Raw genomic sequence first — 21501 nt, 5'->3', positions numbered from 1 at the left:
CGGCGCAAGGAAATCGCGCACGGCAAGAGACGCCGGGCGCACCCGCCGATGCCACCATGGTGGCGACCCCATTCCCAGGAAGGGACCCGCGCATGTCTTCCTCGAGCCGACCGGACATCGACGAGCTGGTCAAGTCCTACACCGCCGCCGTGCCGCGGGAGCTGAACGCGGCCTATCTGGACCTGGTCGCGGCGGTGTGGTCCGCCGATGTGCCGACCGCCGCCGCCGAGGACACCGTGCCCGCGTTGATCCTGGCGCTCGACCAGGCGGGCGACGACCGCCGCGGCAGGTTGCTGGTGCTGCTCGGCGTGCTCGCGCAGACCGGCGGCCGGGAGACCGGCGGCCCGGTCAACGCCGCCGTCGCCGCGGGCGTGCCCGGCTACCTCGACCTGCTGCGCCGGGTCGGACCGGCGCACATCGACACCGCGCCGGTGCTGTACCTGCTGTCGCAGTTCCCCAGCCGCCGCGACGAGATCCTTGCTGGTGTCGCAGGCGTCGGCCTCGGCGTTCCGGACGCGACCCGGCTGGCCCGCGCCATGGTGCTGCTCGACCCGACCGACCGCTCGCCGGACCTGGGCCGGGTGTGGCCGTCGCCGTCGGTGTGGGAGCTCGACGAGGGCGAGAAGGCGTTCGACCGCAGCTGGATCGCCGCGCTGACCCCCGAGCAGATCGAGGTGAACTGGGGCTACGACGTCGACACCATGCTGGCCTACGCGGGCGGCAAGGCCATCTGGTCGGCGCTCAACAACAAGGTCGTCGTCGAGGACGCGGTGCTGTCGGTACCCGCGGACCTGTGGCCGACCGCCCCGGAGCCGGGCGCGTCCATCCACGCCGCGCACGCCTACGCGCTGCGCTGCCCGTCGTGCCACGGGCCGCTGACGGTGGTCGAGGGCAGCGGCGACTGCGCGGCCTGCGCGGTGTCCTACCCGCTGGCGGGCGGCATCCTGGACCTCACCGGCGGGATCAGCCCGGCCGAGTCCGCCGTGGACGTGGAGAACTCGGCGAACCTGCTGCAGAAGCTCGCCGAGATGCCCAGCATGGGGCTGTACTACGAGTCCGTGCTGCGGCCCGCGTTCCTGCGCACCGCGGGATCCAACTGGGGCGACGAGGTGTCCATCGCCGACGAGGACGCCTACCTGTCGAGTCACGTGGCGCCGGTCGAGGGCCCGGTGTTGGACCTGGCCGCCGGGACCGGCCGCTGGACCGCGGTGCTCGCTGACACGGTGGGTCACGATCGGGTGATCGTGGTCGACACGGGACTGTCCATGCTGGCCGTCATGCGCAGGCGCCTGCCGAAGGTGCCCGCCGTGCTGGCCAGCGCGCTCGACCTGCCCTTCGACGACGGCAGCCTGGGCGCGGTGACCTGCTGGAACGCGCTGCAGGCCTTCCCCGAGCAGGTGGGCGAGGCGATCGCCGAGGTCGGCCGGTGCCTGCGTCCGGGTGGGACGTTCACCGCGATGACGTTCGTCTGGGAAGAGGACCCGATCGCCGAGTTCTTCCAGCGCACGCACCACTTCCCGAGCAGGCCGGAGGGCATGTTGCTCTTCACCCGCGAGCAGATTCGCGGCTGGCTGGCCGACGCGGGGATGGAGGTTCGCGACCTCAGCGGCCCGGGCAGCTTCGCGTTCTTTACCGCAGTTAAGAAGTAGTTAACAGTCCGTTTGGTCCGCACATGCGCAATGCATGCCGTATGGGTGCCTGACGCACTGGCCTCGGTGACGGCTCCTCACTTACCGTAGTGGCTCAAGGTGATCGTCCGCGACGCGGCGGCACGGGTAGGGGTCGTTCGTGCGGGCAAACCGGCTGTGGGACTCGGCCGGTTCGTCGCAGGCGGGCCGATTCCACCATCGTGGCCGCCGCAAGGGGCGGCCCTCTTAGGAAGGTGTAATCGTGTCTGACGCACCTGCCAAGGCAGGCCCACGGGAGTGGGCCGGAATGGCAGTCTTGTGTGTGGTGACGCTGCTGGTGGCGATCGACATGTTCGTGCTGCTGCTGGCGTTGCCCAATCTGACTGCCGATCTCGGCGCCACCGGTATCGAACAACTGTGGATCACTGACATCTATGGCTTCATGGTCGGTGGCTTCCTGATCACCATGGGCACGCTCGGCGATCGGATAGGCAGACGAAAACTCCTGCTCATCGGCGCCGTCGTGTTCGGTGTCGCGTCGGCGGTCGGGGCGTTCTCCACCAGCCCCGAGATGCTGATCGCCATCCGCGCCATCCTCGGCATCGCGGGCGCCACCCTCGGCCCGTCGACGCTGTCGCTGATCACCACCCTGTTCAAGGACCCCAAGCAGATGGGCGCGGCCATCGGCATCTGGGCCGCCACCTTCTCGGCGGGCGCGATCGTCGGGCCGCTGCTCGGCGGGATCATGCTGAACCACTTCTGGTGGGGCTCGGTGTTCCTGCTCGGCGTGCCCCCGATGGTCATCCTGCTGGCGACGGGCCCGTTCCTGTTGCCGGAGGCCAAGAACCCGAACGCGGGCCGGATCGACCCGTTGAGCATCGCACTGTCCCTGCTGGGGATCCTGCCGTTCATCTACGGCATCAAGGAGATCGCCCGCGACGGCTGGACCGTGGGGCCGATCGCGATCTCGCTGGTGGGCCTGGTGTTCGGGGTGCTGTTCATCCGGCGCCAAAAGGCGCTGGAGTCCCCACTGCTCGACCTGGACCTGTTCCGCAGCCGAACATTCAGCCTTGGTCTGCTGGGTCTGCTGATGTTCAGCATCCTCGGCGGGGCCACGCTGCTGTTCATGACCCAGTTCTTCCAGTCGGTCGCGGGCCTGTCGTCGTTCCAGGCCGGTCTGTCGCTGATACCGGGCATGGTCGCGGCGATGATCAGTGTGATGGTCTCCCCGCAGCTGGGCCAGAAGATCCGGCCCGCGGTGCTGATGTCGGGCGGTATGGCGATCTCGATCGTCGGCATCCTGATGTTCGCCTTCACCGACGCCGCGGACGGGCCCGCCGGTCTGATCATCGGGTTCGCGCTCATGAGCTTCGGCGGTGGTCCGCTGATGGCGCTGGGCATGAACCTGATCCTGGCCGCGGCCCCGCCGGAGAAGATGGGCGCGGCCTCGGCGCTGCCACAGATCAGCAACGAGCTGGGCGCGGCGCTGGGTGTGGCCACGCTGGGCGCGGTCGGTGTCGCGGTCTACCGCTCGGACCTGGGCGAGTCGATGCCCGCCGGGGTGTCGGCCGAGACCTCGGCGCAGGCCACCGAGAGCGTCGCGGGCGCCAACGTGGCCGCGACCTCCCTGCCAGAGCAGATCGGTGACGCGCTGTCCAGGGTCGCCCACGAGGCGTTCGCGGGCGGCATGCACACGATGGCGATACTCGGCGCCGTCGTCTTCAGCGCCATCGCGGTGATCATCTACGCCACGATGCGCGGGGTGCCTCCGCTCGGCGCGGCGGCCGCGGCGCCGGAGCAAGCGGCACCGGACAAAGAGGACTCGAACGCGGTGGTCGCCGCGAACGAGGCTTAGCCCGAAGTCCACGGCTGTGGTGCCCGTCCACGCGCGGGCCGGGCACCACCGCCAGCGGGAACAAGGAGCTGGCGAACCATGACCACGACACCCGAGATGTCCCCGACGTCCGGGACCACCGAGCCGCCGCGCGCCACCCGACGAGAGTGGATCGGCTTGGCCGTACTCGCCCTGCCGACCCTGATGGTTTCCTTTGACATCTTCGTTCTGCTGCTCGCACTGCCGCAACTCAGCGCGGACCTGTCCGCCACCAGCGCCCAACAGCTCTGGATCATGGACATCTACGGGTTCCTGGTCGGCGGCTTCCTCATCACCATGGGCAACCTCGGCGACCGCTTCGGCAGGCGCCGGATGCTGCTGCTCGGCGCGTCGGTGTTCGCCGTCGCCTCGATCCTCGCCGCCTACTCCACCAGCGCCGAGATGCTGATCGCGGCCCGCGCGCTCCTCGGCATCGCGGGCGCGACCCTGGCACCGTCCACTTTGTCCCTGATCACCACCCTGTTCCGCGACCCGCGACAGCTGGGCTTCGCGATCGGGGTGTGGGCGGGTTCCTTCACCGCGGGGGCCATCCTCGGTCCGGTGATCGGCGGGGTCATGCTGGAGTACTTCTGGTGGGGCTCAGTGTTCCTGCTGGGCGTGCCCGCCGTCCTGTTGCTGCTCCTGGTCGGCCCTCGGGTGCTGCCGGAGTTCCGCGACCCCACCGCGGGCCGGATCGACCTGACCAGCGTCCTACTCTCCCTCGGCGCGATCCTCCCGTTCGTCTACGGCGTCAAGGAACTCGCCCGGCACGGATGGGCGCTCGGCCCCACGGCCGCCTTGGCACTCGGCGTCGGGATGGGCGTGCTGTTCCTACGCAGACAGCGCGGCCTGACCGACCCGATGCTCGACCTGAGCCTGTTCCGCATCGGCGCTTTCCGTGTCTCGCTGCTGAGCCTGCTGGCCTACAGCTCACTGACCGGCGCCACCTTGCTTTTTATGACCCAGTACCTGCAGTCCGTCGCGGGCCTGTCACCGCTGGACGCGGGCCTGGCGATGATCCCCGGCCTGGCGACCGGGATGGTCAGCGTCACCGTCGCACCGATCCTGGCCCGCAGGATTCGTCCCGCGGTGTTGATCGCCGCGGGTATCCTGGCTGTTGTCGCGGGTCTGGTCATCCTGGCCATGGTCGGTCCCGAGTCCGGCGTGGGCTTGGTGATCCTGGGCAACACGGTATGGTGCCTGGGCGGCGGCCCGCTGCTCGCGCTGAGCACCGGCCTGGTCGTATCGTCCGCGCCACCGGAGAAGGCAGGAGCGGCGTCAGCGCTACCGCAGATCAGCAACGAACTCGGCTCAGCCCTGGGCATGGCCACTCTCGGTTCCCTGGGCGGCCTGGTCTATCGCGTCGGCGTCAGCGACGACATGCCCGACGGCCTGACGCCCGGAGTGGCCGACGCGGTGCGCGAGAGCCTGGCCCGAGCCACCGCCGAGGCGACATCACTGCCCGACGCCGCAGCCCTGCTGAGCGCGGCCCGCTCAGCCTTCAGCGACGGTTTCGCCGTGGTCGCCGGAATCAGCGCCGTACTGCTCGCCCTGCTCACCATCCCCGTCCTGCGCGGGCGGGGCTGACGGCCATGCGCACGATCAAGATTTCCGCCGAGTCTGGACCACCCCAGACCGGCGGGTTCGCCGCGTCCGACGCGGCGAAGCTGGGGGACACCGATGTGGTGATCTTGCTGCCACCCGGGACCGCAGTGATATCCAGGAAATCAACAAAAATAGGAGGGATCCACCATGGCGAAGTTCGCTGTGCTGCTCTGGGCGCCCACGCCCGCCGACCCGATGGCCGCCCCTGAGGACGAGATGGCAGGCCACGAGGCCTTCGGCGGCAAGGTCGACGAGCTCGGCGCCAAGATCCTTGACGGCTACGCCCTGCACGCCAGCACCGAGGGCAAGACGGTCAAGGGCAAGAAGGGCGAGGTCGTCGAGGGCACGTTCGTCGACGGCACCCACGCCATCACCGGCTTCTTCATCCTGGAGGCCGAAGACCTCGACCAGGCCGTCGAGCTGGCCAAGACCAGCCCGACCACCTGGCGCGGCGGCGTCGAGATCCGCCCGCTCTTCGAGCCCCCGCAGGGCTGATAGCTGTAGAACCCGCACCACACCGAGCCGCGGCTGAGCGCCCATCGCCCAGCCGCGGCTCGCCGCATTAACCAGATCCCTAAAGTCAGCACAACGGAACGCAAGGGGCACAACGGAACGGCCTGTTTGGGTGGTTCGCCTTGATTTGGGGGAAATGGGCCTAAAATCGCGGTGCGGGTGAGGTTCCTTGAGCTCGCCTTTTGACCCGCACAGGCCCATTTCTAGGGGCCCCAAATCAAGGCGAACCACCCAAACAGGCACCCGCCACCGAACTGGCGCTCAACCGATCGCGGGCAGCACCTTGTCCGCCAACAGTTCCACAGTCCGAACCGGCGTAGCCCCTTCAACGATAGCGATAGCAGTGTCCACACCAGACAGACTCTGCAACAGCCCGACCAGCCCGTCGACGTCAACATCAGCCGCGACAGGCAGAATCACAGTCTTCTCGATACTCGCGTAGTCTCGCCCGCTCTCCACACACAGCGCCCGCAGCAGGTCAAGACGATCGGCGAGATCCGGCGTGGGATAAAGGTTGCAGGCATCCCCGTACCGCGCCACCAGCTTCAGTGTCTTGTTTCCACCGCCACCGATCAGGATCGGCGGCCGGTTGATCGCCTGCGGCAGGTTCAACACCCGCTCCAACACATAATGCTCACCCACCACCGGCTCACCACTACCCTGCGGCCCCTCCCAAAACGCCAAACAAACCCGCAGCGCCTCCTCCAACATCTCAAACCGCTGCTTCACCGGCGGAAACGGAATCCCGTTCCCCACACACTCATCAGCGTCCCAACCCACCCCGATGCCCAACACAGCCCGCCCACCAGAGATCACGTCCAAAGACGTAATCGCCTTGGCCAGCACCGCCGGATGCCGAAAGTGCACCCCCGCCACACCCGTCATCAACCGAATCCGGCTGGTGTGAGCGGCCAGCGTGGCCAGCGTCGTGAAGCACTCCAGCATCGGCAACTCAGGACCGCCTGAATGCGGCCCCTGCCACAGATGGTCGGCGACCCCGATGACATCGAACCCGGCGTCGTCGGCGGTGCGCCCGATCTCGGCGAGTGTCGCCCCGACCCGCTCGGGGCCGCCTTCCCAGGAGAATGCCCCCAGCTCCAACCCGAGTTTCACCGTCGTCTCCTCACGGATCGTTGGATAGCGATCTCATCGATCGTGACGTCAAACCAGGCTCCGCCACCACTCAGTGTGTGCTGAATTCGTTGACACGCAAAGAAAGCACACGCGAAGAGGACGTTCATGCCTGCCCCCGACGACGATGGGGGGACACCAGCAGGCGACGAGGTGAAGGGCGCCCCCAAATGAGTGAGGACTCGGTCTTCGGGCCCGCGACTATCAGCGCGGGGGATCCCCGCTACGAGAGCATGCTGTGCGGGACGAACCACCGGTTCGCGGGCAAGCCCGCCTATGTCCGGGTCGTCGCCACCGCCCAGCAGGTCGTCGCCGCCGTCGGCGAGGCTGTCGCGGCGGGCGCGCGGGTGCAGGTGCGCAGTGGCGGGCACGGCTTCGAGGACTTCACCTCGGCCGACGTCGACGCGTTGATCGACATGTCGGAGATGACCTCCGTCGGGTACGACGCCGACATGCGCGCCTTCGCCATCGAGCCGGGCGCCACGCTGCGGCACGTCTACCGGGTCCTCTACAAAGGTTGGGGGGTGACGATCCCGGCTGGTGAGGGCGCCGAGGTCGGCTTCGGCGGACACGTCACCGGAGGCGGCTACGGGCCGCTGTCACGCCGGTTCGGCGCGGTGGTCGACTATCTGTACGCCGTCGAGGTCGTCGTGGTCGATGCCGATGGCACCGCGCGCCTGTTGGTGGCCACCCGCGAGGCCGATGACCCGAACCGCGACCTGTGGTGGGCGCACACCGGCGGGGGCGGCGGCACGTTCGGTGTCGTCACCAAGTTCTGGGTGCGGGCGCCCGGCACGCCGTCCGACGACCCGGCCGAGCTGCTGCCGAAGGCGCCGACGTCGTGGCGACAGGGTTTCGCGATGTGGCCGTGGCCCTCGCTGTCGGACGAGGCGAGCGTGCGGCTGATCCGCAACTTCGGCGCGTGGTTCGAGGCCAACAGCGCGCCCGACTCGCCGTACGCGGCGATGACCGGGTTCCTGCACGGCAGCCACCGCGACGCGCACGGGCTGATGGTCGGCGCCGCGGTGGACGACGACGTGCCCGACGCGCAAGCGCTGGTGGACGGGTTCTTCGCCGCGGTGTCCGAGGGTGTCGGGGTGGACCCGGTGTTCCTGGCCCAGCAGGTCAAGCCGTGGCTGTATGTGTCGACCTACCCCGGCTGGGGCGACCCGGGCAGCCAGGACGCCCGCCGGATCAAGATCAAGGCCGCGATGCACCGCGAGGGCTTCGACGAGCGCCAGATCGCGGCCATCCGGGCCCACCTCGACCAGCCGGACCCGGTGCACACCCAGGTGATCCTGATCGGCTATGGCGGCAAGGTCAACGCCGCCGACCCGGCCGACTGCGCCACCCCGCACCGCGACTCCGTCTTCAAGGCGACCTACCTCGCCGCGTGGGCCGACCCGGCCGACGACGAGCGCACGATCGGGGGCCTGCGTTCGCTCTACGCCGACATCTACGCCGACACCGGCGGCGTGCCGGGGGTCGACGGGCGCACCGACGGCTCGTACATCAACTATCCGGATGCCGACCTCGCCGACCCGGAGCAGAACACCTCCGGCGTCCCGTGGCAGACCCTGTACTTCAAGGACAACTACCCGCGGCTGCAGGAGGTCAAGCGGCGCTACGACCCGCGCGACGTGTTCCGCCACCGGCTATCTGTCCGTCTGCCCGACTGACCCCGGCATAGCAAGAGGAGAGCGTCGTGCCGCACTTAGCCGAGTGGGACCTGGTCTATCCCCGCAACGATCTCAGCCGGGCGCGACTGCGCCCCCGGGCCGGTGACCCGTTGCGCGACGGCCAGATCCGGCTTTCGGTGGAGAAGTTCGCCCTGACCGCCAACAATGCCACGTACGCCCGCCTCGGCGACTCCGAGCTGCCCTTCTGGGAGGCGTTCCCGGCGCCGACCGGATACGGGCGGATCCCGGTGTGGGGGACGGTCTCGGTCGCCGAGAGCAGGCACCCTGCCATCGCTGTCGGTGAGCGGTTCTTCGGGTATGTGCCGATGTCGTCGCATCATGTGGTCGAGGTTCCGCAGTCTACAGAGGACGGGTTCTTTGACCTGACGCCGCAGCGGGCCGACTTCATGCATCCCTGGTATCGGACGTATCGGCGGGCTTGGGAGGTGGACGATCTCGACGACCACCGGACTGTGCTGCGGCCGCTGTTCACCGCGGCGTTCACCGTGGCCAATCTTATCGCCGCGCATGTCGCGGACGGTGGGCGCACTGTGGTGGTCACGAGTGCGTCTAGCAAGACCGCTATCACTGTGGCTACGCAGTTGGTCGGTCTGGTCGGGTTGCGGCTGGTTGGGGTGACTGCCAGCCATCGTGTCGGGTTCGTTGCTGGGTTGGACGTGTTTGACACGGTGGTTGGTTATGACGCGGTCGACACGATTCAGGCTGACGGCAAGCCGGTGTTGGTGGTTGACATCGCGGGAGATATCAAGCATCTGGGTGCCATTCATGCTCATTTCGGGGGTGCGGTTCGTGACAGCGCGCTTGTCGGGTACACCCATCCGAGTGCGGTGATCGATCCGCCTGAGCTGACGCCGCAGCCGCGGATCTTCTTCAGTCCGCATCAGGAGGAGATGCAGCGCGAGGTCGATGACGGTTATGAGGGCCGGGCTCGTCGGGTTGAGCGGGCGACGGTTGATGCTGTGGCTCGGTGGTTGAAGGTTCGGCGGTTCAAGGGGCCGAAGGCTATGGCTGAGGCGTTTCGGGCGGTGTTGGCGGGGGAGCTTGGGCCGGATGAGGCTGTGGTGTGTACGCGGAAGTAGTGCTGTGACGGGAGAAACGCCGTGGGGGCCTGGTTCCCCACGGCGTTCTTGTGTTACGGGTAGGTCTGGGCTCGGTGGTCGGCTCCGCTTGGGTGGTCGGCTCCGCTTGGGTGGTCGGCTCCGGTTGGGTGGTCGGCTCCGGTTGGGTGGTGGGGTGCCTGTTTGGGTGGTTCGCCTTGATTTGGGGCCCCTAGAAATGGGCCTGTGCGGGTCAAAAGGCGAGCTCAAGGAACCTCACCCGCACCGCGATTTTAGGCCCATTTCCCCCAAATCAAGGCGAACCACCCAAACAGGCCGTTCGCTTGGCCCGTTGCGATGGGTGGGTGGTTTGCTGCCCCGTTCCCGTTCCCGTTCCCGTTCCCGTTCCCGTTCCCGTTCCCGTTGCCGTTGCCGTTGCCGTTGCCGTTGCGGTTGCCGTTGCCGTTGCGGTTGCCGTTGCCGTTGCGGTTGCCGTTGCCGGTTAGATTCGGACGCGGTGGCAGTGTTCTGGTTTGGGGCCGGGGGTCTGGGCGTCGCGGTTGTAGGCGTCAAGTAGGGCTTGGGCGTCGCGTTGGGCGGTTGCGAAGCGGTCTGTGGGGTCGATGCCGTGGTCGAGGATGTCTTGTACGGCGTCCATGAGGATTAGTTGGATGCCGTGGTAGTCGCCGATCAGGGCGGCGTGGCCGCCTGGGCCGGTGGCGGGTCGGTCGAGTTGGTCGGCGGGGACGCGGTGGTGGGGGTGGGCGTCGAACCAGCCCTCGTCCTCCAGTAGCCGTACCGCGCCGCGGGTGAAGGGGGTGGAGCCGGTGCCGCGGTGCCAGGCGGCGACGTTGCGGGGGGCACTGAGGAACTGGATGAAGGCCAGTGCGCCGTCGCGGGTGGTTGGGTCGAGGTTGTCGGCCAGCCAGAACGCGTCGCCGCCGATCCAGTTGCCTGCGTACGGGCGGTCGTCGTTGTAAGGGGCCGGGGTGACGGCGACCTCGAAACCCGCCTCCGCGCCCGCGCGGACCATGTAGCGGCCGTCGAAGGAGGAACTGAACCGCATCGCGACCTGGCGGCCGATCAGTGCGCCGAAGGTGCCCTCCCAGTCCTCCTGTTTTCCGGTGTGAAGGTAGTGCCCGTTGGCGTGCAGGCGCTGCCACCAGTCGACGAAGGCGAGCATGTCCGCGCCCGCCAGGTACAGCTCCCGCGCCCGGCCGGACCGGCCGTTGTCCTGGTCGGCGACCGGGGCGGCCTGCTGGGCCATGGCGTGCTGGAGGAACTTGCCGTCGACCGGCCACGCGATGCTGTGCCCGACGTGCTCGGCCAGGGCCGTGCTCGCCTGCTCCACCTCGGCCCACGTGCGTGGGACCTCGGCGACGCCCGCCGCGGCGAGCAGTTCGGTGTTGGAGAACATCAGCTTGGTGGTGAGCGTGAACGGAGTCGCCACCAGTTCGCCGCCGATGGTGTAGAAACCCTTGGGGGCGGCCAGGATGTCGTCGCTGACCACCTCTTCGCCCAGGATCTCGGCGCGGCCGTCGATCGCTCGCTCGACGGAGCCGAACAGCGGCCTGCCCTCGGCGGTGAGCGTGTCGCGGGCCACCGGGCTCGCCCCCGAGTAGTAGGTCGCGATCGCGGGTGCCCGGCCGCGCAGCGCCGCCTCGGCGACGATCCGTGGCAGCTCCTCATACGAATGTCCGCGCACCACGACCCGGACCCCCGGGTGCGCGGTGGTGAACTCCTCGGCCAGTTTCTCCAGCGGTTCCAGGAAACCCGGGAACGGATAGGTGGAGAACCAGCACTCGATCACGACGTCGCCTGCCTGCGCCACGACCCCTCCGCTCGTCTGCAGCCATGGTCTTCCCATCGTCACTGTGGCCGGTCCGGCGCCTGCGGTCAGCTTTCGCATTGCGGACTTTCGCGCGCGGAAGAACCGCACTGTGGGAGAGGAAAAGCCCGCCCGCGGCTGTGAAGATCATTCTCAAACCATGGAACGCGAGGGGGATTCTCGAATGTTTACCAGGCGTACGCTGCTCACCGCCGGAGCCGTGACCACGGGGGTGATCGCGATGCCGCGGCTGCTCGGCCCGGCCGAGGAGGGCGGACACGCCGCCCACGGGTCGAACTGGGTGCAGGAGATGGCCCACCGCAAGGCGGTCCGGCCGAGCGGGGAACCTTTCACCGTCGCCATGCCGGTCCCGGCCACGGCCCGCCCGGTGAGCACCGACGGCGGCGTCGACCGCTACCAGATCGGCATCCAGCCCGCGACCCTGGAGATCCTGCCCGGCCGCATGTCCACCGCCCTGACCTACGGCGGCGCGATGGTCGGCCCGACGATCCGTGCCTGCGGGAACCGGCCGGTGGAGGTCACCTTCGCCAACGGCATCGAGGCCCCGACCAATGTGCACCTGCACGGCGGCCACGTCCCCGCCGCCAGCGACGGCCACCCGATGGACCTGATCACCCCCGGCGGCACCCGCGCCTACCAGTACCCGAACACCCAACGCGGCGCGACGCTCTGGTACCACGCCCATGGCCACCAGACCGAAGCTGAGCAGACCTACCGCGGCCTGGCCGGTTTCTACATCATCGACGACGCGCGTGAGCGGGCGCTGGGCCTGCCCAGTGGGCAGTACGACGTCCCGATCAGCTTGCGGGACGCGGCTTTCGACGAGGCAGGGCAGCTGATTCCGGGCAACACGCCCGACGACCGGACGACGATTCTGGTGAACGGCAGGCCGCAGCCGTACTTCCGGGTCGCCGCGCGCAAATACCGGCTTCGCCTGCTCAACAGCGCGAACGAGCGGGTGCTGAAGCTGAACATCGGCGGGGCGACGATGGTGCAGATCGGGACCGATGGTGGTCTGCTGCCCGCTCCGGTGGAGCGGTCCGAGGTGCAGATCACTTCGGGGGAGCGGGTCGACATCGTGTTCGACTTCGGCCGGTACGCGCCGGGGACGCAGGTCGTGCTCGCGGACGCTGTCGCTGGGCCGTTGCTGCGGTTCGATGTCGTTCGGCGGGTGTGGGACAGCAGCACGGTGCCTTCGCAGCTGCGGGCGGCGCCCGCGTTGGGGACGGCGACGGTTGAGCGGGACGTCGCGTTCAGCTTTGACCTGACCGGGTATCCGATCGGGTTGGTGAACGGGCAGACGTTCGACCACAACCGGGTGGACTTCCGGATCAAGCGCAACACCACGGAGATCTGGAAGGTCACCAACGCTGATGGTGACTTCGGTGTGCCGCACAACTTCCACATGCACTTGACGCAGTTCCGGGTGCTGGATCGGGATGGGGCGGCGCCTTCGTTGGATGATGCCGGGTTGAAGGACACGATCAACGTGCCTCCGGGTACGTCTGCTCGGATTCAGGCGACGTTCGGTGGGGACTTCCTCGGCAGGTACATGTACCACTGCCACTTCCTGGAGCACTCGGCTCTGGGGATGATGGCGCAGATGGAGATCGTCGACTGAGACTCGTGCGGCGGAACGGGTAGGTCCACAATGGACCTACCCGTTCAGCCCATTTCAGGGCAGGTCGGGTCGGTCGATCTCTGCGAGAGGGCATACATCGCCTCCTCGAGGGTGTAATGCTCATTCGGCTCGACACACCGGACCGGGTCCTGGAAGTTGGCGTCGCGATAGAAGGCGATGGTGTCCGAGCTGTTGTTGAACACGGATTTGACCGGCTCATCACCGATCCAGGAGCAGGTGACGGAACCGCTGAGCCAGTCCGGGTCGTCCTTGTCCCATCGGCAGCCCTTGCCGAGACCTTCCGGCTGATTCCAGACGCACAGATACCCATTGGAGCATTGCCAGTCAGTGTTGGAGTCTGTCGTTGTTGGCGGTGTTGTCGAGGACAGGGACGTCGAGGACAGGGACGGGGGCGGGTCGCGTTCGGGTTCCGCGCCGAAGATGTACTCGTTCATCCACGCGGCGGACCGGACGGGCTGGGTCACGATGAAGAACCCCGCGACCACCACGACGAGCAGTGCCAGCCCTTTCAGCACGAGCATCAGGTTCGACGGCTCCGGGAGCGCGACGAAGATAAACCGTTCCTGCTTGAGGCTGGCCACCACCCAGAGCAGCAGCAACACGACGATCAGGGTCCAGAACCAGCCCGCACTCATCTCATCCCTCGCAAGTCGGCGGATCGACACCGGGGAACGGCCTCGTGACCATGATCGCCCGGGGCGCGGGAGGGGTTACGTGAGAGCGGGTCGCGGGCTATGCCGCCGCCGCGCCTATCTCCACCACCGCGGCGATCTCCGCTGCCACGGCCTGTCGTGCGCCCTCGTCCAGTAGGTAGAAGTGTCCGCCTGGCAACGACTCCGTCCGAACGCCTGCCCCGAGCCGAGTAACCCAGGTCGCTCGGTGGGTTGGGTATCGCAGTCGGTCGTGGGCGCCGTCCAGGACCGTCACCGGCAGGTCCAGTGATGTCGGGAACGGGATGGACGCCATTCGTGCGCCGAGGGTCAGGTCACAGCGCAGCAGTTCCAGCAAGAAGTCCCGCCACCCTGGATTCCGCACCACCTCAGCGGGTGTGCCGCCCGCGACCTCGATGACCCGCATCAGCTTCGCCCGGTCCCAGCGCCCGGCCCGTTCCGCCGCGGTGCCTTCGCCCGGATACGAACTCAGCACCATGGCGTCGAACAGGGTCGGGGCCGCGGCTACCACCGCGACCGCCATCGCTGCGCCCAGGCTGTGGCCGAACACCACTGTGGGCCTGGGTGCCGCGGCGGCCAGTTCGTCCACGATCTCGGCGACGATGGTGTCCGGATCGCCGAGCACCGCCTTGGCGCTCTCGCCGAAGCGGCGTTCGCGGCCGGGGAGGGTCACGCCGACGATCTCGAAGTCGGCTGGCAGGCATTCCCACATCCCGCTCAGTGCGTTGGGCCCCGCCCCGGCGTGCGGCAGGATCACCGCCCGCCGGGTCGCCAGGGTGCGGGCGGGGCGCACGGTCGAGGTCCACTTCCGTCGCATCACAGCCTCCTTGCCGTGGAACGAGTCTCAGGCGCCGATCGCGGTGTCGCCCTTGGTGAGGGGAGCGTCGAGGTGGGCCACGGTGCGGCCCAGGGTCTCGACGTAGCCCGAGACCAGGTCGGCCATGTGCTCGGCGGTGTAGAGATTGGTGTTGTAGACCAGGCAGCCGGGGGCGTCGCGGTCGGCCTCCAGTTCCAGGTGCCACATCGCGCCGTCGGGGACGTCGCCGCCGGAGCGCTGTTCCAGGAGCCTGCCGCGGACCTGTTCGAACCGGACGTCGCCGCCGTCGAAGGAGTTCTCCAAGGGGGAGCGGAACACCTGGAAGGCGCAGATGGCGCCGGTGTCGGTGGCTCCGGAGGCCATGATGTGCGGCGCTTCGCCGAGCAGCTGCAGGAAGGGGATCTCGTGGGTGTAGGCCTGTAGGCACGTGCGACGGACCTTGCTCACCACGTCCCGGAAGGTGACCGAGCCAGCGAGGTCGGTGCGCAGCGGGATGAAGTTGAAGAACGACCCCACGGTCTCGTGGTATGCGCCCGCGCTGCGGCCCGAGGCGAAGGACATCACCATGATGTCGTTCTCGCCGGTCTGCTCGCGCAGGTACACCTTGTACGCCGCGAGAAGCACCATGAACGGCGAGCTGCGCAAGGTTTTGGCGGCGCTGGTGGTGGCGTCGATCAGGTCACCCGGGATGGTGAAGCGGGTCCACGCGGTCTCCTTGGGCAGCCCGGCGGACCTGGGGTGGTCGGTGGGCATCGGCAGGACGCTGCCGTCGGCGAGCTGTTCGCGCCAGTAGGCCCGGTTGCGCTCGGCGGCCGCTCCGCCCGCGCGTTCCTTCTCCCAAGCCGCGTACTCGACGAACTGCGGCGCGGCGGGCAGGTCGGCCTCGGTGCCCGCGACCCTGGCGGCGTAGAACGCGGCGACGTCGCGGGCGATCAGGGGCATCGACCATTCGTCGGCGGCGATGTGGTGGACCACCATGACCAGCACGGCGTCGTCGTCGGCGAACCGGCCGAGTACGGCGCGCAGCAGGGGGACCTCGACGGCCGGGTAGTCGCCCGCCTCGACCTCCAGGACCAGCTGTTCGGCCCGCAGGTCGCGGTCGGCGGCGTCGGACAGGTCGCGCACGTCCAGCGGCACGGCGCACGGCGGCGCGACCGACTGGTAGCCGTCTTCCTCGGCGCGCACGACGATCGTGCGCAGCGCGCTGTGGCGTTCGACCACGTCGTCAAGGGCGGCACTGAGCACGTCGACCTGGAGTAGACCCGTCAACCGGCACGCGTAGCTGATGTTGTACTTCGGGCCGAACGGACCGGCCTCGTCGCCTTGGTCGAACAGGCGCAGGAAGTCCTGGTTGAACGATAACGGGTACCGGTCGTCAGCCATGGTCGCCGAACTCCTTTGTGGACAGGTCCGGCCGCGCAAGTCCCGGCCGAGCTGGGGAAAACATGCTCCGCGCGCGTTACGGCAACGATAGCGGCGGGACCGGTCGGGAGGTTCTTCGCGATTGCGGCTCTACGGCTCAGAGCCAGCCGTTGCGCTTGAACGTGCGGTAGAGGATGAGGCACGCGGTGAGCACGACGATGATCACCATCGGGTAGCCGAACTTCCACCTGAGTTCGGGCATGAAGTCGAAGTTCATCCCGTACACGCCCGCCATCATCGTCGGCACGGCCAGGATCGCCGCCCACGAGGTGATCTTCCGCATGTCGTTGTTCTGCTGCAGCGTGATCTTGGCGAGGGTGGCGTTGAGCAGCGTCGTCAGGATCTCGTCGAAGCCCGCGATGCGTTCGATGACCGTGGTGAGGTGGTCGTCGACGTCGCGGAAGTACGAGCGGATCTCCGGGGGCACCAGCGCCGCGTCGGTGCGGGCCAGCACGCGCAGCGGCTGGCTCAGCGGCGCGACCGCGCGGCGCAGCTCCACGATCTCACGCTTCATCAGATACATCTGCTCAGCGCCGATCGGGCTGCGCGGGGCGAACACCAGCGCCTCGACCTCATCGATGTCGCGCTCGAACGCCTCGGTCGCGGCGAGGTAGTCGTCGACGATGTGGTCGGCGATGGCGTGCAGCACCGCGGCCGGGCCCGCGGCCAGGCGCTCGGGCGCGGCCTCCATCTCCTCACGCAGGTCGGCGAGGCCGGAGTGGTCGCGGTGGCGCACGGTGAGGATGAAGTCGTGGCCGAGGAACACCATGATCTCGCCGGTCTCGACGATCTCGTTGGTCGTTGTCGGCGAATCGTGGGCGACGTGGCTGACGGTCTTGAGCACGGTGAACAGCGTTTCGCCGTAGCGTTCGACCTTGGGCCGCTGCTGGGCGGTGACGGCGTCCTCGATGGCCAGTTCGTGCAGCCCGTAGGCGTCGGCCATGGTCCCGAGCTGGCGGATGTTCGGCTCGAACAGTCCGATCCAGACAAATCCCTCGCCGGTCTCGCGCACCTGGGCGATCGCGTCGGCCGGGTCAAGGCGGCCGGGCAAGCGTTTGCCTTCGACGTAGATCGCGCAATCCACGACCGCCGACAACGGCACGGCTCCTCCAAGTACTCAGGGTGCGCCTTTTTACCAGAGCGAGAACGCCGCCCAGGCGGGAACCGTCACTTCAGATCATGGCCCAGCCCCAGAGCGTCGGTGCTGATCCGCTTCATCTGCGCGCGGTGCGCGACCGGGTCCGGGCCGGGGCGGGCGGTGTCGGACTCCACGATGACCACGTCGGCGCCGTTGATCCCGGCCGCGAAGCCGCCGCGGCTGAGCCGGTCGAGTCCGGGCACCACCAGCGCGTGTTCGCGCACCAGGTCCATGACACTGCCGGTGTTGTCCTGGCGGACCAGGTCGAACAGGCGCCGCGCGTCCGGGGTCGACTGCATCCGCACCACCGCGACCGAGCTGTAGACGGTGCGACCGTCGTCGGTGCGGGAGGTGAACAGCGCGCGGGTGAGCTGCTGGCAGGTCGTGCCCGCCAGGAAGCGCTTGGTGGCGCCGTAGGCGTGGTTGGCGCAGTCGCTGTCGAGCACGGCGGCGGGCGGCTGGGCGGCGCGGGTGAACGCCGACTCGGCGACCTGCTGGGGCGCGGGCGGCGGCGCGTCGTCGTCGCTCACCAGCGCCCAGACGCCGAAGCCCAGCAGCGCCAAGACCGCGGCGAGCCCGGCGAGCTTCATCGGGAGGCCTGGTTTGCGCGATGGCGGCGGCGGCGCGGGCGGCTCAGGGCGCAGCGCGGCCGGGAGTTCGGCCGGTAGGGCGCTGAGGATCAGCGACGGGGTGCGCGCGTCATCGATGGGTCGCGGAGGGAACTTCGGCATGGGCCGGTCGCTCAGCGTCGAGTCCTTGATCTGCACGCAGGCACACTATCGGCAAGTCGACCTCTGAAACTGTGATCTATTCGAGATTTTTTCGACGGACTATGCGAACATATGTTCGTGTCGAACCGGGCGACCATCCTGCACGCCGACCTGGACGCGTTCTACGCCTCCGTCGAGCAGCGCGACAAGCCGTGGCTGCGCGGCAGGCCGGTCATCGTCGGCGGCGGGGTGGTCCTCGCGGCCAGCTACGAGGCCAAGGCGTTCGGCGTGCGCACCGCCATGGGCGGCGGCGAGGCCCGGCGCCTGTGTCCGCGCGCGATCGTGGTGCCCCCGCGCATGTCGGCGTATTCCGAGGCCAGCAAGGCCGTCTTCGAGGTCTTCCGTGACACGACCCCGCTGGTCGAGGGCATCTCGATCGACGAGGCGTTCCTCGACGTCGGCGGCCTGTGGCGGATCGCGGGCACCCCGCCTGCCATCGCCGCCCGGCTGCGCGCTGAGGTGCTGCGCCGGGTCGGCCTGCCGATCACCGTCGGCGTGGCCCGCACCAAGTTCCTGGCGAAGGTGGCCAGCGGCGTGGCCAAACCCGACGGGCTGCTCGTGGTCGAACCTGACGGCGAACTGGACTTCCTGCACCCGCTGCCGGTCGAACGGCTGTGGGGCGTCGGCAAGGTGACCGCGCGCAAGCTGCACGAACTCGGCATCAGCACGGTCGGCGAGGTGGCCGATCTGTCCGAATCGGCCCTGATGTCCATGCTGGGCCGCGCCTCCGGCCGCCACCTGCACGCTTTGGCCCACAACCGCGACCCGCGGCCTGCTGCGCACCGCTCTGCCGATGATCTTCGAGCAGGGCATCACGCTCATCGGGCTCACGCTGGCCAACCTCTCCCGTGACAACGCCGTCCAACTCGCGCTGCCGTTCGACTCCGGCGCCCCGCTCGACCTCGACGAAGCGATCGATTCGCTGCGCGACCGCTTTGGCTCGACCTCGGTGACCAGGGCCGTCCTGTTGGGCCGCGACCCCGGCGTCTCGGTCCCACTGCTCCCCGACTGACAGGTCTGCGCGGATCTTCACCCGCAAGATCACCGCGTGGTCCGATCCGGCCATCGCCGCGGTGAACCCCGGACTCACCCTGCCGCCCCCCTTCAAGAGAAGGAAGAGCCCGGGCCGACTTGGTGGGCCCGGGCTCTCCTTCTCAACCAGAGACTACTTCGTGGGGAACACGCGGATCGTCATGTTCTTGTCGTTCTGTGCCAGCACCTTGATGCTGACGCCCACCGCGGGGAGCTTGACGCCCGCTGTCGGCTGGGTCTCGTTCCAGTACGGTTTGCGGTCGTCGAACAGCGGCTGGGCCGCCTTGCCGCGCACGTAACTGGGCTTGCCGTTGGCGTACAGCGTGAACGAGTCCGACTTCTGCAGCGAGAACGGCGCGTCGTAACCGGCGATGCGGGGGCGCCAGGCGGCACCCTGCATGTTGTAGATGGGGGCCGGGTTGGCGTCGACGACCAGCATCAGGCCCTCACCGGGGTGAGCGCTGGTGTTGTTGTCGATCTGCGACGTGTCCCAGTAGGACACGAGCAGGCCGTCCTGGTACGGGAACCGGGTCGCCCAGTTGGGCTTCGTCGGGTCGCCGTAGTTGTACGGGCCGACTTTGAGGTACTTGTCGTAGGACAGGTAGCTGCGGAAGCTGGCGATGTAGAAGTTGTCGTACGTGCTGGTCTCGGTGCCCGTGGTGATCTTGAACCCGTTGGCGGTCCAGCCGTTGGCACCGTTCTCGGCGCCGTCGGTCACGATCGCCGCGCCGTCGGCCACGACGCTGATCTCGTCGGCCAGGAAGCCCTTGAGGATCACGCCGCCGTCGGTCTGGTAGCGCAGGCGCAGCTGGATGTTCTTGCCCGCCAGGGCGTTCAGCGGAACCGAGACGTCGACGTAGCGGCCACCCGAGGTGTTGGTGATCGCCGGGTCGCCGACGGCACTGCGGGTGAACGGCTTGCCATCGACCGTGCCGTCCAGCGGGGTCCACGCCCCACCATCCACAGAGGACTCAACGAAGAGGAAGTCGCAGTCGCAGTCCTCGATGTCGTAGTCAGCCTTGAGCTTGAGCTCGGCGGTGGTCTTGCCGGTCAGGTCGACCGACCGGGTCAGGGTGTTCGACAGGTTGTCGCCCTGGCCGCTCCACCACAGGTTCGCTCCGGCCGCCGGGGCGCCGATCGTGGAGGTCTTCACCTTGTCCGGCAGCACGACGACCGCGGCCTGAGCGTCGGCGCTGTTGAACGCGCCGGGGCCGAGCTTGATCTTCTCGTCCTGGCCCGCGACCACGGTCTCGTAGTCCAGCCAGCCCAGCTGCAGCCGGTCCCACGCGGACATGTCGTTGGCCCGCAGGCCGATCGCCTCGTCGGCGGCCGACACGCGGCTCTGGCCCATGATCGACCACCAGTTGACGCCGTTCTCCTTGGCGCCGCCGGGGCCGACGGTGTCGTAGTGGTCGGGCAGGCCGAGGTCGTGGCCGTACTCGTGGGCGAACACGCCAAGGCCGCCGTTCTCCGGCTGCATGGTGTAGTCGCCGACCCACAGGCCGGTTTCACCGATCTGCGCGCCACCCTGCTTGTTGCCGTCGGGGCCGGTGCTGGTGCCGAAGAAGGCGTACCAGCGGTGCGCCCAGATGGCGTCCTCGCCCTGCTGCGGGTCCGCGTCGGACTGGTCGCCACCGGCGTGCACGATCTGGAAGTGGTCGATGTAGCCGTCGCGCTCGTTGAAGTCGCCGTCGTGGTCGTGGTCGTAGCGGTCCCACGTGTCGAACGCGGCGAGCTCGGTCTTGATCTGCTCGCTGGTGGCGCCCGCGGCCTTGCGGTCGGCCACCCACTGGTTCACCGCGTCGGCGACGAGGGACCAGCTGTTGCCACAGATCCGGCCTGCACATGGGTAGCCGTTGGAGCGGCCGTAGCGGGCCTCGTTGTACTTGACCTTGACCCAGTCGGTCACGGTGCCGTCGACCGAGTAGCGCCCGGAGGACTGCTTCTCGTAGTAGGTCTTGACGGACTCGACGCCCGCGGCGTTCGAGAAGTACAGGTTCTGGAAGTGGTCCCGCGAGTAGTCGGGCTGCCAGATCGTCTTGTTGTCCACCGCGCGGTTCGGCTGCGGGATCTCGTTGTGCGCCGGGCCGTCGAACCGCAGCGGGCCCACGGTGTTCGGGTCGGTGTCGCGGTCCGGGAAGTCCGGGTGCCGCTCGTTGCCGAACTCCGCGAGCACGACGAAGATCTTGTCGGTCTTCTCCCTGGCCAGCTCGACGTACTGGTCGGCGGGAGCCCTGGTGCCGGTGGCGGCCATTGTCTTGGCCGCGGGTGTGTTGACCTTGACCACGGTGCTCGCACCGCGCTTCTCGGCCTTGGCCTCGCCGCTGAGCACCTTGGCGAGCCCGGTCTGGCGCATGTCGCGCCGCTTCTTCTCCAGCGGCGTGACCAACTCGTCCGGCGCGTTCTCGGCCGAGGCGACGGGCGCCGTCGGCGGCTGGGGGGCCGCGCTGGCACCGGTCACCCCCGGCATGACACTGATTCCCGCGACCGCCGCCAGCGCGACGACCATTCTGCGACGCACTCGTCCTCCCGAAATTCGCTTCACTGTCGAAGCGGGAAGGTATGTGAGATACGTCCATTCGTTTATTACAACTTGAATACATGGCGCGATACGGGCCATACGATTTGTATATAACATGTGTTGATGGCCCAAATGGCGCAGGCGGTTTGTCG

15 protein-coding genes and 1 pseudogene are annotated in these 21501 nt (G+C 68.3%); 8 read left to right on the top strand and 8 right to left on the bottom strand.

Annotated elements, in window-relative coordinates:
- Positions 1–92 precede the first annotated feature (92 nt).
- The 4 genes from BN1701_RS20660 (at position 93) to BN1701_RS20645 (ending at position 5601) form a co-directional block, all read left to right on the top strand.
- A complete protein-coding gene (locus BN1701_RS20660) occupies positions 93–1649 on the top strand; it encodes a class I SAM-dependent methyltransferase (protein ID WP_054051327.1) in 1557 nt (518 codons plus the stop codon).
- A 241-nt stretch (positions 1650–1890) separates the two neighbouring features.
- A complete protein-coding gene (locus BN1701_RS20655) occupies positions 1891–3483 on the top strand; it encodes an MFS transporter (RefSeq protein WP_067520815.1) in 1593 nt (530 codons plus the stop codon).
- Between the two features lie 78 nt (positions 3484–3561).
- Complete coding sequence (locus BN1701_RS20650; RefSeq protein WP_082859962.1) at positions 3562–5088, top strand: MFS transporter; 1527 nt, start codon at positions 3562–3564, stop codon at positions 5086–5088.
- Positions 5089–5253: 165 nt separating this feature from the next.
- Positions 5254–5601 carry a YciI family protein gene (locus BN1701_RS20645; protein ID WP_054051323.1) on the top strand — a complete coding sequence of 116 codons (348 nt, stop codon included), beginning with the start codon at positions 5254–5256 and terminating at the stop codon, positions 5599–5601.
- 279 nt (positions 5602–5880) lie between these two features.
- On the opposite strand, the gene BN1701_RS20640 is transcribed toward BN1701_RS20645, so the two are convergent.
- The gene (locus BN1701_RS20640; protein ID WP_054051321.1) at positions 5881–6732 is read right to left on the bottom strand and encodes an LLM class flavin-dependent oxidoreductase; all 852 of its coding nucleotides are present in this window, start codon (positions 6730–6732) and stop codon (positions 5881–5883) included.
- A 188-nt stretch (positions 6733–6920) separates the two neighbouring features.
- On the opposite strand from BN1701_RS20640, the gene BN1701_RS20635 reads away from it, so the two are divergent.
- Both BN1701_RS20635 and BN1701_RS20630 read left to right on the top strand, forming a co-directional pair.
- The gene (locus tag BN1701_RS20635; RefSeq protein ID WP_054051319.1) at positions 6921–8429 is read left to right on the top strand and encodes an FAD-binding protein; all 1509 of its coding nucleotides are present in this window, start codon (positions 6921–6923) and stop codon (positions 8427–8429) included.
- A 26-nt stretch (positions 8430–8455) separates the two neighbouring features.
- Positions 8456–9529, top strand: coding sequence for a DUF2855 family protein (locus BN1701_RS20630; protein WP_054051317.1), 1074 nt, complete (start codon positions 8456–8458; stop codon positions 9527–9529).
- Between the two features lie 460 nt (positions 9530–9989).
- Here BN1701_RS20630 and BN1701_RS20625 read toward each other — a convergent pair whose 3' ends face one another.
- Positions 9990–11318: an extracellular solute-binding protein gene (locus BN1701_RS20625; protein ID WP_054051314.1), complete on the bottom strand. Its 1329-nt coding sequence runs from the start codon at positions 11316–11318 to the stop codon at positions 9990–9992.
- Between the two features lie 181 nt (positions 11319–11499).
- On the opposite strand from BN1701_RS20625, the gene BN1701_RS20620 reads away from it, so the two are divergent.
- The gene (locus BN1701_RS20620; protein ID WP_067520814.1) at positions 11500–12957 is read left to right on the top strand and encodes a multicopper oxidase family protein; all 1458 of its coding nucleotides are present in this window, start codon (positions 11500–11502) and stop codon (positions 12955–12957) included.
- A 44-nt stretch (positions 12958–13001) separates the two neighbouring features.
- On the opposite strand, the gene BN1701_RS20615 is transcribed toward BN1701_RS20620, so the two are convergent.
- The 5 genes from BN1701_RS20615 to BN1701_RS20595 form a co-directional block, all read right to left on the bottom strand.
- On the bottom strand, positions 13002–13580 hold the full coding sequence (locus BN1701_RS20615) for a peptidase inhibitor family I36 protein (protein WP_172803295.1): 579 nt from the start codon (positions 13578–13580) through the stop codon (positions 13002–13004).
- 130 nt (positions 13581–13710) lie between these two features.
- Entirely contained in the window at positions 13711–14466 is a 756-nt protein-coding gene (locus BN1701_RS20610; protein WP_054051308.1) for a thioesterase II family protein, read from the bottom strand.
- A 27-nt stretch (positions 14467–14493) separates the two neighbouring features.
- Entirely contained in the window at positions 14494–15849 is a 1356-nt protein-coding gene (locus BN1701_RS20605; RefSeq protein WP_054051306.1) for a condensation domain-containing protein, read from the bottom strand.
- Between the two features lie 136 nt (positions 15850–15985).
- Entirely contained in the window at positions 15986–16990 is a 1005-nt protein-coding gene (locus BN1701_RS20600) for a magnesium and cobalt transport protein CorA (protein ID WP_054051304.1), read from the bottom strand.
- A 65-nt stretch (positions 16991–17055) separates the two neighbouring features.
- Positions 17056–17793, bottom strand: a complete 738-nt coding sequence (locus BN1701_RS20595; protein ID WP_054051302.1) for a hypothetical protein — start codon at positions 17791–17793, stop codon at positions 17056–17058.
- A gap of 75 nt (positions 17794–17868) precedes the next feature.
- On the opposite strand from BN1701_RS20595, the pseudogene dinB reads away from it, so the two are divergent.
- Positions 17869–18808 (top strand): annotated as a pseudogene (gene dinB / locus BN1701_RS20590) (DNA polymerase IV).
- A gap of 153 nt (positions 18809–18961) precedes the next feature.
- Here dinB and BN1701_RS20585 read toward each other — a convergent pair.
- Positions 18962–21349: an immune inhibitor A domain-containing protein gene (locus tag BN1701_RS20585; protein ID WP_231949661.1), complete on the bottom strand. Its 2388-nt coding sequence runs from the start codon at positions 21347–21349 to the stop codon at positions 18962–18964.
- Positions 21350–21501 lie beyond the last annotated feature (152 nt).

The sequence above is a fragment of the Alloactinosynnema sp. L-07 genome, assembly GCF_900070365.1.
GTDB lineage: Bacteria > Actinomycetota > Actinomycetes > Mycobacteriales > Pseudonocardiaceae > Actinokineospora.
Note: the sequence above shows the minus strand (reverse complement) of the source record. Positions and strands in the feature narration are given on the sequence as shown.

Coding starts and splice junctions, on each gene's coding strand:
- BN1701_RS20660 (WP_054051327.1), top strand. CDS start 93: ATGTCTTCCTCGAGCCGACCGGACATCGACGAGCTGGTCAAGTCCTAC.
- BN1701_RS20605 (WP_054051306.1), bottom strand. CDS start 15,849: ATGGCTGACGACCGGTACCCGTTATCGTTCAACCAGGACTTCCTGCGC.
- BN1701_RS20635 (WP_054051319.1), top strand. CDS start 6,921: ATGAGTGAGGACTCGGTCTTCGGGCCCGCGACTATCAGCGCGGGGGAT.
- BN1701_RS20650 (WP_082859962.1), top strand. CDS start 3,562: ATGACCACGACACCCGAGATGTCCCCGACGTCCGGGACCACCGAGCCG.
- BN1701_RS20645 (WP_054051323.1), top strand. CDS start 5,254: ATGGCGAAGTTCGCTGTGCTGCTCTGGGCGCCCACGCCCGCCGACCCG.
- BN1701_RS20620 (WP_067520814.1), top strand. CDS start 11,500: ATGTTTACCAGGCGTACGCTGCTCACCGCCGGAGCCGTGACCACGGGG.
- BN1701_RS20610 (WP_054051308.1), bottom strand. CDS start 14,466: ATGCGACGGAAGTGGACCTCGACCGTGCGCCCCGCCCGCACCCTGGCG.